The following is a 15107-nucleotide window of genomic DNA, read 5'->3' on the forward strand; positions in this document are numbered from 1 at the left end:
ATCCGACAACAAGCCCGGATGAGGTGTCGACCCCCGGCCCCGACGGGGCCGACGAGCTCAGCGGCTGTGGGCGGTCAGCTTCGCCAGCGGCGAGGCCAGGCTGATGCCGGGCGCGGCGCGGCGCGCGCTGGCGTGTCCGTCGGCGTCGCCCTCGTCGAGCTCCGGATGCGCGGCGCCGAGCGCCAGTCCCGACGCCCCCGCGTTGTCACGCCGCATCGCGACGCCCACCGCCAGCATGTCGATCACCAGCAGGTGCAGGATGCGGCTGATCATCGGCAGGTGCGTGGCGACATCCTCGACGTGATCGACGATCAACGCGGCGTCCGCCTTCTTCGCCAGCGGCGACTGGCTCGCCGTGATCGCCAGCACGTGCGCGCCGCGTTCGCGCGCGGCGTCGGCCACGGCGATCAGCTCGGGCAGCTTGCCGCTGCTGCTGATCAGCACGGCGACGTCGCCCGCCTTGAGCGTCTGCGCGGCCAGCAGCTGCAGCCGCGGCTCGACGTACGCGTTGCACGCGACGCCCAGCCGCAGGAACTTGAACTGCGCGTCCTGCGCCACGACGCCGTAATGGCCGATCGCGAAGAACTCGATCCGCGACGCCTGCAGCAGCAGGTCGATGCTGCGGTCGATCATGTCGCGGTTGAGCTGGCTGCGCACCTGCAGGATCGCCGACGCGGTGTTGCCCAGCACCTTCTCGCCGAGCTCCACCATCGAGTCGTCCTGCGTCACCTGCGTGTGGCTGACCGGCACCGTGCCGGTCAGGCCGGAGGCCAGGCGCAGCTTGAAATCGGACAGGCCCTCGCAGCCCAGCGAACGGCAGAAGCGGATCACCGTCGGCTGGCTGACGCTGGCCGCGCGGGCGATCTCCGCGATCGGGTCGTTCAGCACCTTGCGCGAATGCGCCAGCACGTGGTCCGCCACGCGCTGCTCGGCCGGCGACAGGCCGTCGCGCGCGCGCCGGATCTGGCTGACGATGGCCGACGCGCCGCCGCTGGTCTGCAGGCTGCGCAGCTGCGCCTCCAGGATCGCCGAGGCGCCCTTGAAGGTCGCGTGCTCGGCCGTGATCACGAAGGTGGGGATCGCGGTGACGTAGTCGGAGAAGCGGCCCTTGTCCTCGAAGCGCGCGCGGAAACGCGAGCGGTCGAAGTACTCGCCCAGCCGCGGCACGATGCCGCCGCCGATGTAGATGCCGCCCAGCGCGCCCAGCGTCACCGCCAGGTTGGCCGCGGCGGTGCCCAGCAGGGTGCAGAAGAGGTCCAGCGTGGCCTCGCAGACCGGATCGGCGGCCTCGAGCGCGCGCGCGGTGATGTCCGGCGCCGTCAGCGGCTCGGACGGCTGCTTCAGGTAGTCCGCCATCGCGCGATGCATCAGCTCCAGCCCCGGACCCGACAGCAGGCGCTCGAAGGAGACGTGCTCGTACTCGTTCCAGGCGAAGCGCAGCAGCGCGATCTCGCGCTCGTCGCGCGGCGCGAAGTTGGTGTGGCCGCCTTCGGAGCCGAGCGAGATCCACCCTTCGCCCGCGGGGATCAGGCCCGACACGCCCAGGCCCGAGCCCGAGCCCAGCAGGCCGATCACGCTGTGGGGGCGGGCCTCGCCGCCGCCGATCTGGCGGATCTCGCTGCCGCGCAGCCGGGGCAGGGCCATCGCCAGCGCGGTGAAGTCGTTGACGACCACCAGCGTGTCCAGGCCGAGTCGCTGGCGCGCTTCCTCGATCGAGAACTGCCAGTGGTAGTTGGTCATGCGCACCAGGTCGCCCTCGACCGGGTTGGCGATGGCGATGGCCGCATGCGCCACCTTCAGCTGGCGCGGCAGCCGGTCCATGTAGGCGCGCACGGCGGCATGGAAATCGGCATGTTCGGCACAGCGCAGCAGCGCGATGTGCTCGAACTCTCCGGGAGTGGTCTCCAGGGCGAAGCGGGCGAAGGTGCCGCCGATGTCGGCGATGAGCCGGGGACTGTCGAATTCACGCATGAAGCGGCGATTATGGCGCGACGTCCCGCAGCGTCCGGAAGGGTTCGCCCTAGCCGCGCGCGGGTGCGGTCGCGTGTCGGGGTGTAGCGTGACTACAGCGTGGAAATCAGGCGAGAATCGTCGACGCAGGAGGAAAAACTCCTTCAAAGACAAGCAATTGAGCGCGAGAGGCGAAGCACTGACAGCGCGGGAGAAGTGGCCTGGGAGCGACTTGGCAACACTTCTCTTGTGTGAGTGATGTAGTTTTGCTACCTTGCGCGGAGTCGCCGCGGATGCGGTCTCGGAGGGGCCTTTGGCGGCCCTCCCCAGTCAGAGAGCAGGACAAGAACAGTGCAAGCAGATCAGGGTGTGGTTTTGAATCGGACGACGGAGGCCGCGGGTTATCCGTGGCTGGTGGCGGACATCGGCGGCAGCAACGCCCGCTTCGCCTGGGTCGACGGGCCGGGGCAGTCCGTGGCGCACGTGCGCAAGCTGCCGGTCGCGCAGTACGACTCGCTGCGCGCCGCCGCCGAGGCCTATCTGAAGGAACTCGCCGGCCTCGGCGTGTCGGCGCGGCCGAAGCGCGCGTCGCTGGCCTTGGCCACGGCGATCAACACCGACCGCATCGAGCTGACCAACAGCCACTGGACCTTCTCGCGCAGCCAGCTGCAGGCCGAATTGGGCCTGGATGAGCTGCGGCTCCTGAACGACTTCGAGGCCCTGGCGCTGTCCCTGCCGGGCCTGCGCGCGGACCAGGTCGCGGCCGTGTCGGGTCCCGCCCTGACGACGCCGCGCGGCACGCTGGCGGTGATCGGTCCGGGGACCGGCCTGGGCGTGGGCGGTGTGATCGCGACCTCGGGTGGTTGGGTGGCGCTGGCGGGCGAGGGCGGTCACATGACGCTGGCGCCGACCAACGACTATGAGAGCGAGCTGCTCGCCGCCGCGCGCAAGGAATTCCCGCATGTCTCCGCCGAGCGTTTCCTGTCCGGCGTCGGCCTGCCGACCCTGCACGCGGCGGTGGCGACCGTGGCCGGCCAGCCGTCCGCGCGGCGCCTGACGGCGGAGCAGATCGTCGAGGGCTCCTTGTCCGGCGACGCGATCTGCGCGCAGACGATGGACCAGTTCTGCGCCTTCCTCGGCAGCTTCGCCGGCAGCGTCACGCTGGCGCTGGGCGCGCGCGGCGGGATGTACATCGGCGGGGGCATCGTGCCCCGGCTGGGCGAGCGCTTCTTCCAGTCGTCCTTCCGGGCGCGCTTCGAGGCGAAGGGCCGCTTCGCCCCCTACCTCGCCTCCGTGCCCTGCGTGCTGATCACCGACACGCTGACGGCATTGGCGGGCGCGGCCTTCGCGCTGGAGCAGTCGGTGCGTTGAGTCTGTAGTCCAGGCAAGGATGGGTTGTAGTCCAGCTACATCACACACTCTGAACGGCGGCCCCTGAGGCCGCCGTTTTTCATTTCTTCTCCCTAATTCGCAGGTTTCTCAGTAGAAACCCGACGTAACTTCGTCGTTTTTCCGCCATGGCGGGGTCGCTTTGTCTTGTCCAGGGTTTGCGAGAGCTTGGATCGTGATCTAGTTTTAGTACAGAATTCTTTCAGAACGTTGGGTACCGTCGTTCAAACAGGAGACAAAGAAATGAAGACATCGCACGCCTCGCGCGAGTTGTTCCGGGTGCAGCCCGTCGCTGCCGGTTGCCTGATGACGCTGGCCCTGATGGCCGGCGCCGCGCATGCGCAGCAGGCCCAGACGGAGGCCGACAAGGCCGCCGCGGAGAAAGCCGCCGCCGACCGCCAGCTCGAAACCGTCACCGTCACCGGCATCCGCCGCGGCATCGAGGCCGCGATCTCGGTGAAGAAAAACTCCGACTCCATCGTCGAGGCCGTGTCGGCCGAAGACATCGGCAAGCTGCCCGACGTGTCGATCGCCGAATCGATCGCGCGCCTGCCGGGTCTGTCCGCGCAGCGCGTGGCCGGCCGCGCGCAGGTGATCTCGGTCCGCGGCCTGTCGCCGGACTTCGCGACCTCGCTGCTCAACGGCCGCGAGCTTGTCTCCACCGGCGACAACCGCAGTGTCGAGTTCGACCAGTACCCGTCCGAGCTGCTCAGCAGCGTGGTCGTCTACAAGACGCCGGATGCCGGCCTGGTGGGCCAGGGCCTGTCGGGCACCATCGACATGCAGACGGTCCGTCCGCTGAACTTCAGCAACCGCGTCGTCACGCTGAACGCGCGCGGCCAGCGCAACTCGCTGGGCTCCGCCGCCAACGCCAGCGCCAACGGCAACCGGCTGAGCGCCAGCTACATCGACCAATTCGCCGACCGCACCATCGGCGTGTCGCTGGGCTACGCGCACCAGGAAACGCCGACGCAGGAAGAGCAGGTCGGCCTGTACGAGCCCTGGGACACCTCGGGCCGCACCGGCCTGCCGGCGGGCACCTACAACTCGGGCGGCATCAAGGCGCTGCGCCGCACCGGCAAGACCGAACGCGACGCGCTGATGGGCACGATCGAGTTCCGTCCGACCAAGAACTGGACCAGCGTCGTCGACGGCTTCTGGACCAAGGCCAAGGCGGTGGACACGGCCAACCAGTTCGAGATGAGCATGACCTGGAACGGCAACAACGCGCCGCTCGACTGGTCCGGTGTCACGACCAACCCCGCCAACACGCAGACCGGCGGCACGCTGCTGAACGCGTATCCGCTGGTGCGCGGCATGTACAACAAGCGCGACGACAAGATCGTCGCCACCGGCTGGAACAACAAGCTGAAGTTCGACAGCGGCCTGTCGCTGACGGCCGACGTGAACTACTCGCGCGCCACGCGCAACGAGATCAACCTCGAGAACAACACGCAGCTGCTGTCGGTGCCGGGCGCGGTCCCGCTGGACAACGTCAAGCTGGCGTTCAACTCGGGCGACTTCTCGCAGATCGTGCCGGGCCTGACCTACTCCGACCCGAGCAAGCTGTACCTGCAGAACACCATCTACGGCTCGGGCTACGGCAAGACACCCAGCGTCAAGGACGAGCTGACCGGCTTCAAGCTGGTGGGCAACATGCCGGCGCCCGCGGTGGTGAACGGCTGGTTCTCGGACTTCGACGTCGGTGTGAACTACGCGGACCGTTCGAAGAAGAAGCGCCAGCCTGAAGGCAACATCAACGTCGGCGCGCAGGGCAACACGGCGATCGGTTCGGACCTGCAGTACAGCCCGGTGGACCTGAGCTTCGCGGGCCTGGGCATGATCCCGGCGTGGAACGTGCCGGGCGCGGTCGGCCGCTACATGACCTTCAACCCCACGGACACGGAGAGCTACCTGATCTCCAAGGCCTGGGACGTGAAGGAGAAGGTGGCGACGGTGTTCTTCAAGGGCAACATCGACTCGTCGACCTTCGGCATCCCGATGCGCGGCAACGTGGGTCTGCAGGTCGTGCACACGGACCAGTCGTCGCAGTCGAACTACTTCGACGGCACGGCCCCGGCGGGCCAGCAGGTCAAGCCGCTGGACGGCGGCAAGAAGTACACCGACTACCTGCCGGCGCTGAACCTGGCGTGGTCGCTGTCGGATGACCAGACGCTGCGCTTCGCCGTCGCCAAGCAGATGGCCCGCGCGAAGGTGGACCAGCTGCGTTCGGCGCTGGACTTCGGCGTCGACGCCAACACCGGCAAGCCGGGCGCGAGCGGCGGCAATCCGGAACTGGATCCGTGGCGCGCCAACGCGGTCGACCTGTCCTGGGAGAAGTACTTCGGCTCCAAGGCCTACGTGTCGGTGGCGGGTTACTACAAGGACCTGCGCAGCTACATCTACACGCAGAGCAACGACCGCTACGACTTCTCGCGCTTCGTCGCCGGCTACACGCCGCAGCCGGGCCAGCCGCCGGCGCTGCCGATCGGCACCTACACCGCGCCGTACAACGGCCAGGGCGGCAAGCTGCGCGGCCTGGAGCTGACGGCCTCGCTGCCGTTCAACCTGTTCAGCCAGTCGCTGAACGGTTTCGGCATCGTCGCGAGCGCCAGCTTCAACAGCAGCAACATCCAGATCAAGGATCCGGAGAGCGCGAGCAGCGTGGGGTCGGGCAACATCTCGCTGCCGGGCCTGTCCAAGCACGTGTACAACCTGACCGCGTACTACGAGGCCAACGGCTTCGAGGCCCGCATCAGCCAGCGCAAGCGGTCGGACTTCATCGGCGAGATCGGCAACTTCAACGGTGCGCGCACGCTGCGCTACGTGGTCGGCGAGAGCATCGTGGACGCGCAGATCGGCTACAACTTCACCGAGGGTCCGCTGAAGGGGCTGGGTCTGCTGGCGCAGGTCAACAACCTGACCGACGAGGCCTACCGCACCTACGCGGCCACGAAGGACCGCCCGCTGGAGTACATCAAGTGGGGCCGGACCTACCTGATCGGCGCGACCTACAAGTTCTGATGAGCCTCTGAACCGGCCCGGTCCGGCCCGGTCCGGTTCAAGCCGGTTCAACGAACGATGCAGCCCCGTCCGGCGTGAGCCGGTCGGGGCTGTTTGTTTGCAGGGCTGCCGCGCAATCTCGATTCGCAACGGAGACGCATCGTCTATGACGCTCAGTTCAACTGAACCGTGCTTGCTTACCAGGATTTCCGGATCGAGGACTTCACCACACCCCTCGACCTTGTGGCGTGGCGCCCACTCCATTTTTCTCCAGCCAACATATACGTTGGTGAAATGGCGCTTTCACTCACATGTATGTGATGTCAAAGAACACACCAGTCAAAGAGCAGATGCCCCCGGCGGTACTCGCGCACTTGCGTGAGCTCGGAGAGAACCTAGCGATCGCGCGCAAGCGAAGAGAAGAACCGATGAAGAGTTGGGCGCAACGGATCGGCGTGTCGGAGCCGACGCTCGCGAGGATGGAACGCGGCGATCCGACTGTGTCGATGGCTGTCTACGCCACTGCGCTTTGGTTGATCGGTAGAGACTCCGCGTTGCCAGGACTTGCCGCACCGGAGTGCGACCGGGGCGCTCTGGAAGCCGCCGTCCGCGTGGCCATGAAACGATCGGTACGAAAGCGGACGACCATCGACGAGCGCCTTGCTCGCATGCCAATCAAGGTGCCGGCCTGAATCGCGTCAGTCGCCGACGAGCACCCGCCCCGACATCGGCCCGATCTCGATCAACAGCTTGCCGCTGGCCGCCGCCTTCATCGGCGCGCCGGGCGTCATCGCATCGATGAACGGGATGCCGCGCAGCGCGGGTGGCAGCGTCAGCTCGACGCGCATCGGCTCGGCGGCGTTGTTCATCGCGACGATCGCGTTGCGCTGGCCGTCCTGGCGCAGCAGCACGATGACGTGCTCGTCGAGCCACAGCGGCGCCGACAAGGCCCCGTGCCGCAGCACCGGCTGCGCGTGCCGCAGCGCCACGAGGCGCTTGAACTGCTCGCGCAGCGCGAGGTCCGGCTGGCCGCCTTCATCGGCCCACGGGTAAGGCGCGCGGTTGTACGGATCCTCGCCGCCGCCCAGGCCGACCTCGTCGCCGTAGTAGATCGTCGGCGCGCCGGGGTAGGTCATCTGGAAGAACACCGCCAGCAGCAAGCGGCGCTTGCCGTCGGCGACCTTCTCCGGCGGGCTGTCGTCGCGCACGCCGAAGTGATGCAGCGCGCGCGGCTGGTCGTGCGAGGACAGCAGCGTCATCGACGCGAACAGCGACGGCGCCGGGTAGGACTCGCGCAGCAGCTCGAGGTTCTGGTAGAGGCGCTCCGCGTTGCCGCCGGCCGCGTAGTCCAGCACCGTGTTGCGGAAGATGTAGTTCATCGTCGCGTCGAAGGTGTCGCCGAGGAAGAACTTGCTCGCGTCGAACCAGGTCTCGGCGATGGTCAGCGCGCCGGGCTGATGGCGCTTCACCGCGACGCGCCAGGCGCGCCAGAAGTCGTCCGGCACCCAGGGCGCCACGTCCATCCGCCAGCCCGCCGCGCCGCGGTCCAGCCAGAACTGCATCACCCCGTCCCGACCGAAGGCGTACTCGCGGAAGGCGCGGCTGGACTTGTCGAGTTCGGGCAGGTCCTTGATGCCGATCCAGGCGGCGTACTGGTCGTCGGGCCTGCTCTTGGCGAGGTCGAACTTGAACCAGCTTGCGTAGGGCGAAGCCGCGTTGGGCTTACCGTTGTCGAAGGCGCCGCCGGCGGGGAAGTTGCCGAAGCGGTTGAAGTAGGGCGAGTCCGCGCCGACGTGGTTCAGCGAGGTGTCCGGGATCACGCGCAGGCCGCGCTTGCCGGCCTCGCTGGTCAGGCGCTCGAAGTCGGCATTGCTGCCGAAGGCCGGATCGATGCGCTTGTAGTCGCCGATGTCGTACTTGTGGTTGCTGGCGGCCTGGAACACCGGCGTCAGGTAGAGCGCGTTGGCGCCGAGGTCGCGGAGATCGTCGAGCTTGTCGATGATCCCGGCGAGGTCGCCGCCGAAGAAGTCGTTGTTGTAGACCGCGTCGGAGCCGTCGCCGCTGCCGGGCTTGTAGGGACGGTCCAGCCAGCGCGGGTGGCGCTCGATGCCGTGGTCCTGGTACTTCGCCTGGCCGACCTGCGGGTCGTTGGTCTTGTCGCCGTTGCGGAAGCGCTCGGGGAAGACGTAGTAGTAGACGAGATCGCGCGCGAAGTCCGGCACGGCGAAGTCCGAAGCGTGGATGGTCTGGCGGTAGCGGCGGATGGCGAAGGGCGGGCTCGATCCCTTGGCATCGGACTTCTCCGCGCCTGCGGGCAGGGCGGCGACGCTCGCCGGACCCATCGAGCCCTTCTCCTTGGTCCAGTAGATGGTGTCGGCGTTGTTCTGCACGACGTAGCGCGCGCCGTCGACGGTGGCGACGAAGTAATAGCCGTAGACGCCCGGTCCGCCGAAGCGGTGACGCGCCTTCCAGACATCGCGGCCGGCGGCGCTGCCGGCCTTGTGCAGCGGCACGCGGGCTTCCTCGGCGTAGGCGATGAGGTCTTCATTGCCTTCGACGCGACGGCGCTCGACGACAAGCTCGAGCTTGTCGACACCGGGCAGCGCGGTGAGCTGGAAGTCGATCCAGGTCTTGGCGGGCTGGGCGCCGAAGGGCTTCTTGAAGTCGGCGAGGCGGGAGTCGTAGCGCAGGCTGGCGGCGATGGGCGACAGCGCGGGCGGGGCCGCCGCGGAGGCGGACGAGGCTGGCGCGTCGGCAGCCTGCGGCGAAGGCGCTTGACCGCGTGTTGCCAGAGGCAGCAGTGCGGCGCATGTAGCGCAGATGGCGATCCGGGAGCGTCGAAGCAAGCGTGTCATACGGCAACGCTACCCCGAAGCGACGCGGATGGATGTTGGTGTTCCTCCGCAGCCCGGGTGGTCATCTGACTGACTTGCTGTCGATCGGAGGGCTTGAAATCGCACCTCAGACAGTCCAACTGACGTGCCCTCATCAGGGCTTTCGCCGGAGGTTGGCGACATGTCAGGCGCACCGTGGAGTCGTTTCGCGATTCGACTCATGCATTCGAGCCTGTACGCGGGGCTCTCTATTCCCCGTGGGCGAAAGAAACGCGGGCGTTCTACGGTCGCCAGGCTGCCCGAGGTCCTGCGGAATGGCCGCGCTACGCCGTCATCGCGCATTCGCTCCTGGATGACGGCGCGTGTGCGTCTTTCAGGAATGAGAGGCCGGATTTCCCGGCGCGCATCGGTGATTCGATGCGTCGGGTTTTGCAGACCTTCCTTGGCCGGGACCACGCAAGATGATCAAAGACATGCAAACAAGTGTCAGTGCATCTGCATCTTCATGTGATGTAAGCGATTGCAGGTTCTCAGTGACCGGATAAGAAGCGACCATCGCTTCGGCGACGATATTGCTGCGTCATCGCAGTGAAGGGCGAATGAAAATGGCACTCGATGAGCCAACGACAATGTTGCTGAACTGGTCGGAACGTCCCTGTCCGGCTGTCTTTCCATACGCCGCCGCCTTGACGGCCGTCCGCCGTCAAGGGAAACATTTCATTGACGATCGATTGCTCGCAGCGTTCGATCACGCCCGCAGCGCGCTGACCCGGCTGCCTCAGGACAGCGCACAGACGCTTGGCAGGTTTCTCGATGTGGTGCTCGACAAGCATGACGGCACCTACAACTACCTCAGCTATACGGGGCTGTCGCTGCTGGAGCCGGAGCGCATGACGCTCGATGACACCGCCGACATCGCGCTCGCCCGCCATGTGCACGACACGACGGTGTGCGCGCTGATGGGGGATGCCCTTCGCTTCGAGCTCGAGTGTCTGGCCGGGGAAGACAGCTACCTGCCGGCGATGCGCCCCGATGCCGATCTGATCGAACGCCGCATGCGCTTTGCACTGCGCAGCCTCGAACCGTCGCTGCTGCGCCTGGGCTTCGGCACTGTCGACGATGAGCCATCCGTCGCGCGCCTTGCCGACAAGGTCACGCGCTTTTGCAGCCGGCAGGCCCTGTCCCTCAGCCCGTTCGTGCTCGACATCTCGATGCAGCCGGTCTACGTCGTGCATGACGAACACCTGTTCCTCCGCATCCTGCAGACGCTCGATGCCACCTTCGTCAGCGTCTCGGGGTTGTTGCGCTGCGCGCTGCGTGCCTGCAACGAGCAACCTGCGCGGGCGGTGGACTACGTCAGCGCGGGCGACGGTCTGCTGCAGGAAGGTCTGAAGCATTTCCTGACGCTGTCGACGATGCAGAAGGGCTCCTTCAGCACCTTCCGTGAGTTCACCACCGGTGCCAGCGCGATCCAGTCGGTCAACTACAAGATCATGGAAAGCCTCTGCCGCAACCCCGACGCCGAGCGGCTCGATTCGCTCGCCTACTCGTCGGTCCCCGGCCTGCAGCAGCATCTGCGTGGCGGCCGCATGTCGCTGGACGAGAAGCTCGCCGAGCTGCGCGCGCGCGGCGATGTGGCTGCGTCTGTGGTGGCCGCGCTGGAGACGGCGATGGCTGGCTTCGCCGAGACGATGACGCGCTGGCGCCATTCGCATTACGGCATTGCGAAGAAGTACCTGGGCGATGGCACAGGCACTGGCTACACCGAGGGCACGCCCTATCTGAGGAGGGTCAAGGATCTGCCGGTGTTCACCGCGCTGCCGACACCCCCCACCCCCACCGTCGGCGCCGCCCCCCGCCGACCCTGAGACAAGCCATGACCATTCAACAGGATTGCGGCGTCTTCATCATCGGCGCCGGCCCGGTCGGTCTGAGCCTCGCGCTGCGACTCTCGGATCATGGGATCGCCTCGGTGCTGATCGACGAGAACCCAGCGCTCAAGCGAGAGGGCTCCAAAGCCTGCCTGATCCAGGGCGACGCGCTGGAGATCCTCGACAAGTCCGGCTGCGCCGCGCAGATTCACGCCGAAGGCATTGCCTGGAAGTATTCGAACGTCTACATCCGTGGCACCCGCATTGCCCATTCGCCTTACCAATTGCCGAATCGCTACGGCCCCTTCGTCAACATCTCGCAATATCGGATCGAACAGATTCTGCTGGCGGAGATCGAGCGGCGGCCCGACATCAGGGTGGAATGGTCCACCCGCGTGGAGGCGCTGAAGCAGCGCGGGGAGCGCGTCGTGGTGGTGGCGCTCCGGTCCGGTGAGACCATCAGGCGAGAATTCGCCTATGCGGTCGCCTGCAATGGCCAGCGGAGCAATCTGCGCGAGGCGACAGGGGTGGCCTGGCTGGGCTATCGGCACAGCGCGCGATTCCTCATCACCGATATCAAGGCGAAACTGCCGCTGGTCAAGGAACGCCATTTCCATTTCGACCCGCCTTTCAATCGCGGCTATCAGGTCATCATGCATCCGCAGCCTGACGACGTCTGGCGGATCGACTGGCAGCTGCCGCCCGATGTGGACGTCAAGGCCGATCGCGCCAACGGTCAACTCGATCGTCGCATTCGGTCCGTGATCGGCGATGTGCCGTACACGCTGGAATGGATCAGCGTCTACCGATTCCAGCAGCGCATCGCGGAACGCTTCGTCAATGGCCGGGTGATCTTTGCTGGGGACGCGGCCCATGCCCTCCCGCCGTATGGATCGCGCGGCATGAACAGCGGCATTCAGGACGCGGACAACCTGGCCTGGAAACTCGCCCTTGTGCTGCAGGGACATGCGGATCCGCAACTGCTCGCGACCTATCACGACGAGCGCGCGTCGGCCGCGCGCGAGAACATTGCCATCACGGAGGAGACGATCCGCTTCATGGTGCCGTCGAGCCCGCTCGTGAGGTGGCGTCGCGCCGGGCTGTTCACGCTGGCGCGTCGGTTCCCGGTTTTTCGCAAGTACGTCAACAGCGGCAAGATGGCTCAACCCCATCGCTATGTCGATTCGGCGCTGGTGCAGCCGCTGGCCGGCGCGGCGATCGTCGGCCGCTTTGCGCCGGATGCCGCGATCAAGCTGGGCGGGCACCGCGAGATGAAGCTTCGCGAGATGCTGGGTCGCGGCTTCAGCTTTGTCTACATCGGGACCAGCAAGCCCGCCGTGTTGCCGCCAGTGTCACTGTTGCAGTCGTCGCTGGGCCGCCTGCCGACCTCGGCGCTGGTCATCGACACCCGTGAGGGGCAGCCACGGTCCATCCCACCGGGCATCGTCCAAGGGGCTACCGCCGATGCCGAGGCGCTCGCCGACTGGCAGCTCAACCATTGGCATCTGGTGCGCCCCGACATGCACATCGCGGGGGTTTTCGATTTCCAGAACCCTTCAGAGTTCGGCGCCGCCCTGCGCGACTTCTCGCTCGCTCGCCAGAGCCCGCCCGTTCCCGCATCCATCGCGGCCTGAGCCGCGTCCACAAGAGAGCGACATCCATGAGTGGCAATGATTTTCCGGCGCATGCCTGGATGGACGGCGAGATCGTCCGCTGGAGCGAGGCACGCATCCATGTGCGCACCCAGGGCGCGTTCTGGGGCGCGAATGTGTTTGAAGGCGTGCGCGGTTACTGGAAGACGTCGGAGGAGTGCATCGCGTTTTTCCGTCTCGACGACCACCTGCGCCGTCTGCGTGAATCGGCCAAATGCCTGCGCATGCCCGTGCCGTTCAGCGACGAGCAATTCGCCGCTGGCCTCGAAGCGCTCTGCAAAGCCAACAACTTCCATGCCCACGTGCACGTCGTGATCGGCCTGGCCTTCGGCATGGGCCTGCGCTGCGAATCGCTCGGATTGATCGACGCGGTCCATGCCCACATCACCGCGCTGGAACTGCCGCGCAGTCCTTGCCACGCCGGCGGGATCACGGCCGGCACCTCGTCATGGCGCCGCATCAGCGACGAGTCCATGCCGCCGCGCATCAAGACCGGCGCCAACTATCACAACAGCCGCCTCGCGCATCAGGACGCGCAGGGCGCGGGATACCAGACAGCGCTGATCCTCAACAACAAGGGCACCCTGGCCGAAAGTCCCGGCGCCTGCGTGGCGGCCGTGATCGGCGGCAGCATCGTGTCGCCGCCCCCGACGGCCGGCGCGTTGCCGGGCATCACCCTGCGCGTCGTCGAGGAGATGGCCGCCGAGTTCGAGATGCCGTTCGTGCGACGCGAGATCGATCGCAGCGAGCTCTACCTCGCCAGCGAAGTGATGCTGTGCGGCACGCTCGCCGAGATCCTGCCGATCACGTCGATCGATCGCATCGCGATCGGTGACGGCACGCCCGGACCGGTCGTCCGCCGATTGCAGCAGCGCTTCGATCAACTGGTCGGCGTGAGTGGAGGTGCACGATGAGCACACCGATCGATACCTTGCTGCTGGGCCTGGCCACCGGCACGCTCCAGATCGTCGACCTGACCGCGCCCCTGCATGAGGGCACGCCCATCATCCGGCTGCCGCCCGAGCGTGGGCAGCCGTGGCCGTTTTCGCGCGAGCTGATCAGCCGCTATGACGAGAAGGGCCCGCAGGTCTACTGGAACAACCTGAAGCTCTGCGAGCACACGGGCACGCACTTCGATGCACCCATCCACTGGCTGACGGGCTGCGAGTTCGATGATGTTTCGCAGGTACCGGTCCGCAATCTGGTCGCACCCGCCGTCGTGGTCGACCTGACGGCGCAGGCGGGCGATGACGCGTCGTTCCTGCTCGAACGCCGCCATGTCGAGCAATGGATCGAGCAACACGGCCCGCTGCCCGAAGGCGGCTGGCTGCTCTACCGCACCGGATGGGCAAGGCGCGGCGACGATACGGACAAGTTCCTCAATGGTGGCGTCACGCCGGGCGTGCATCCGCTGTGTGCGCAATGGCTGGCCGAGCAGACGGCCATCCAGGGCATCGGCGTGGAGACCGTCGGCACCGATGCCGGGGAGGCGGGCAGTTTCGACCCGGCCTATCCGTGCCACTGGTTTTTCCATGGCGCCAACAAGTATGGCCTCACTCAACTGCGCAATCTTGGCAAGCTGCCGGCGCGCGGCGCCATGCTGATCGTCGCGCCGCTGCCGATCGTCGGCGGATCCGGCAGCCCCTGCCGCGTGATGGCGATCCATGACGGCGCCGCGCCATGACGCAATGTCCGTTGAGGGCGGCGGCAGACAGCGGCGCTGGCGCCGACACGCCGCCAGCGCCGAAGTCGGAATACGCCAGCTACATGCGCACCGACGAGCTGCTGGCCCTGCAGCGTGCCGATGCCGAGCTGCTGCATCGCGACGAACGTCTTTTCCAGTGCGTGCACCAATCGACGGAGCTGTGGCTCAAGCAGGCCCATTTCGAGATCGATCATGCGATCACGTTGATCAACGCGGGCCGCATCGCCACGGCCGCGCAGGTGACGGCACGGGCGTCGGACTGCATCACCTTCGTCACGGAACAGCTCGAAATCCTGACGCGCATGAGCTCGCTGGATTTCGGCGTGCTGCGCCCGGCGTTGGGCCGGGGCTCGGGCCTGGAGTCGCCGGGCTGGTCCACGCTTCGCAAGTCGGCGCCATGGCTGTACGCGGCCTTCACCGCCGCGCGCGAGGCCCAGTGTCTGACCTTGGCGGACCTGCTCAAGAGCGGCAGCGAAGCGCCGCTCCATGGCCTGGCCGAAGCGCTGCTGGATCTGGATGGGAAGGTGTCGGTCTGGCGTCTGAAGCATCTGTTCGTGGCTGTCCGAACCATCGGTACGGGCGGCATCGGCACCAAGGGCATGCCCGTTCAGACCCTCGCCCATCTGCTCGACCATCGTCTGTTTGCCGACCTTTGGGACGCCCGCGCAGCCCTGGCGGCGGCGCAGTATTGAGCGGAGGCGCA

At 66.8% G+C, this 15107-nt stretch carries 10 protein-coding genes; 8 read left to right on the forward strand and 2 right to left on the reverse strand.

Features of this window, described 5'->3' with window-relative positions:
- Positions 1 to 57 precede the first annotated feature (57 nt).
- Positions 58 to 1971 (reverse strand): glucokinase, encoded by a 1914-nt coding sequence (locus AC07O8_RS13295; protein WP_495048471.1) that lies wholly within the window; start codon positions 1969 to 1971, stop codon positions 58 to 60.
- A 354-nt stretch (positions 1972 to 2325) separates the two neighbouring features.
- On the opposite strand from AC07O8_RS13295, the gene glk reads away from it, so the two are divergent.
- The 3 genes from glk (at position 2326) to AC07O8_RS13310 (ending at position 7034) form a co-directional block, all read left to right on the forward strand.
- A complete protein-coding gene (gene glk, locus AC07O8_RS13300; RefSeq protein ID WP_495048472.1) occupies positions 2326 to 3321 on the forward strand; it encodes a glucokinase in 996 nt (331 codons plus the stop codon).
- Positions 3322 to 3582: 261 nt separating this feature from the next.
- Positions 3583 to 6363 (forward strand): TonB-dependent receptor, encoded by a 2781-nt coding sequence (locus tag AC07O8_RS13305; protein ID WP_495048473.1) that lies wholly within the window; start codon positions 3583 to 3585, stop codon positions 6361 to 6363.
- Between the two features lie 407 nt (positions 6364 to 6770).
- Positions 6771 to 7034 carry an XRE family transcriptional regulator gene (locus AC07O8_RS13310; protein ID WP_495048474.1) on the forward strand — a complete coding sequence of 88 codons (264 nt, stop codon included), beginning with the start codon at positions 6771 to 6773 and terminating at the stop codon, positions 7032 to 7034.
- 6 nt (positions 7035 to 7040) lie between these two features.
- Here AC07O8_RS13310 and AC07O8_RS13315 read toward each other — a convergent pair whose 3' ends face one another.
- Positions 7041 to 9188, reverse strand: coding sequence for a glycoside hydrolase family 13 protein (locus AC07O8_RS13315; protein ID WP_495048475.1), 2148 nt, complete (start codon positions 9186 to 9188; stop codon positions 7041 to 7043).
- Positions 9189 to 9805: 617 nt separating this feature from the next.
- On the opposite strand from AC07O8_RS13315, the gene AC07O8_RS13320 reads away from it, so the two are divergent.
- From AC07O8_RS13320 to AC07O8_RS13340, 5 genes are read left to right on the forward strand one after another with little or no spacing between them, the layout of a single operon-like run.
- Positions 9806 to 11044 (forward strand): hypothetical protein, encoded by a 1239-nt coding sequence (locus AC07O8_RS13320; protein ID WP_495048476.1) that lies wholly within the window; start codon positions 9806 to 9808, stop codon positions 11042 to 11044.
- A gap of 8 nt (positions 11045 to 11052) precedes the next feature.
- Positions 11053 to 12681, forward strand: coding sequence for an FAD-dependent monooxygenase (locus AC07O8_RS13325; RefSeq protein WP_495048477.1), 1629 nt, complete (start codon positions 11053 to 11055; stop codon positions 12679 to 12681).
- A 26-nt stretch (positions 12682 to 12707) separates the two neighbouring features.
- Entirely contained in the window at positions 12708 to 13613 is a 906-nt protein-coding gene (locus AC07O8_RS13330) for an aminotransferase class IV (protein ID WP_495048478.1), read from the forward strand.
- Complete coding sequence (locus tag AC07O8_RS13335; RefSeq protein ID WP_495048479.1) at positions 13610 to 14383, forward strand: cyclase family protein; 774 nt, start codon at positions 13610 to 13612, stop codon at positions 14381 to 14383. The genes AC07O8_RS13330 and AC07O8_RS13335 overlap by 4 nt, the downstream gene beginning before the upstream one ends.
- Positions 14380 to 15096: a tryptophan 2,3-dioxygenase family protein gene (locus AC07O8_RS13340; RefSeq protein ID WP_495048480.1), complete on the forward strand. Its 717-nt coding sequence runs from the start codon at positions 14380 to 14382 to the stop codon at positions 15094 to 15096. Before AC07O8_RS13335 ends, AC07O8_RS13340 begins: the two co-directional genes overlap by 4 nt.
- Positions 15097 to 15107: the final 11 nt, after the last annotated feature.

It is taken from the genome of Roseateles sp. GW821-FHT09G09, from assembly GCF_059415965.1.

Coding starts and splice junctions, on each gene's coding strand:
- AC07O8_RS13295 (WP_495048471.1), bottom strand. CDS start 1,971: ATGCGTGAATTCGACAGTCCCCGGCTCATCGCCGACATCGGCGGCACC.
- AC07O8_RS13305 (WP_495048473.1), top strand. CDS start 3,583: ATGAAGACATCGCACGCCTCGCGCGAGTTGTTCCGGGTGCAGCCCGTC.
- AC07O8_RS13310 (WP_495048474.1), top strand. CDS start 6,771: ATGAAGAGTTGGGCGCAACGGATCGGCGTGTCGGAGCCGACGCTCGCG.
- AC07O8_RS13320 (WP_495048476.1), top strand. CDS start 9,806: ATGTTGCTGAACTGGTCGGAACGTCCCTGTCCGGCTGTCTTTCCATAC.
- AC07O8_RS13325 (WP_495048477.1), top strand. CDS start 11,053: ATGACCATTCAACAGGATTGCGGCGTCTTCATCATCGGCGCCGGCCCG.
- AC07O8_RS13330 (WP_495048478.1), top strand. CDS start 12,708: ATGAGTGGCAATGATTTTCCGGCGCATGCCTGGATGGACGGCGAGATC.
- AC07O8_RS13335 (WP_495048479.1), top strand. CDS start 13,610: ATGAGCACACCGATCGATACCTTGCTGCTGGGCCTGGCCACCGGCACG.
- AC07O8_RS13340 (WP_495048480.1), top strand. CDS start 14,380: ATGACGCAATGTCCGTTGAGGGCGGCGGCAGACAGCGGCGCTGGCGCC.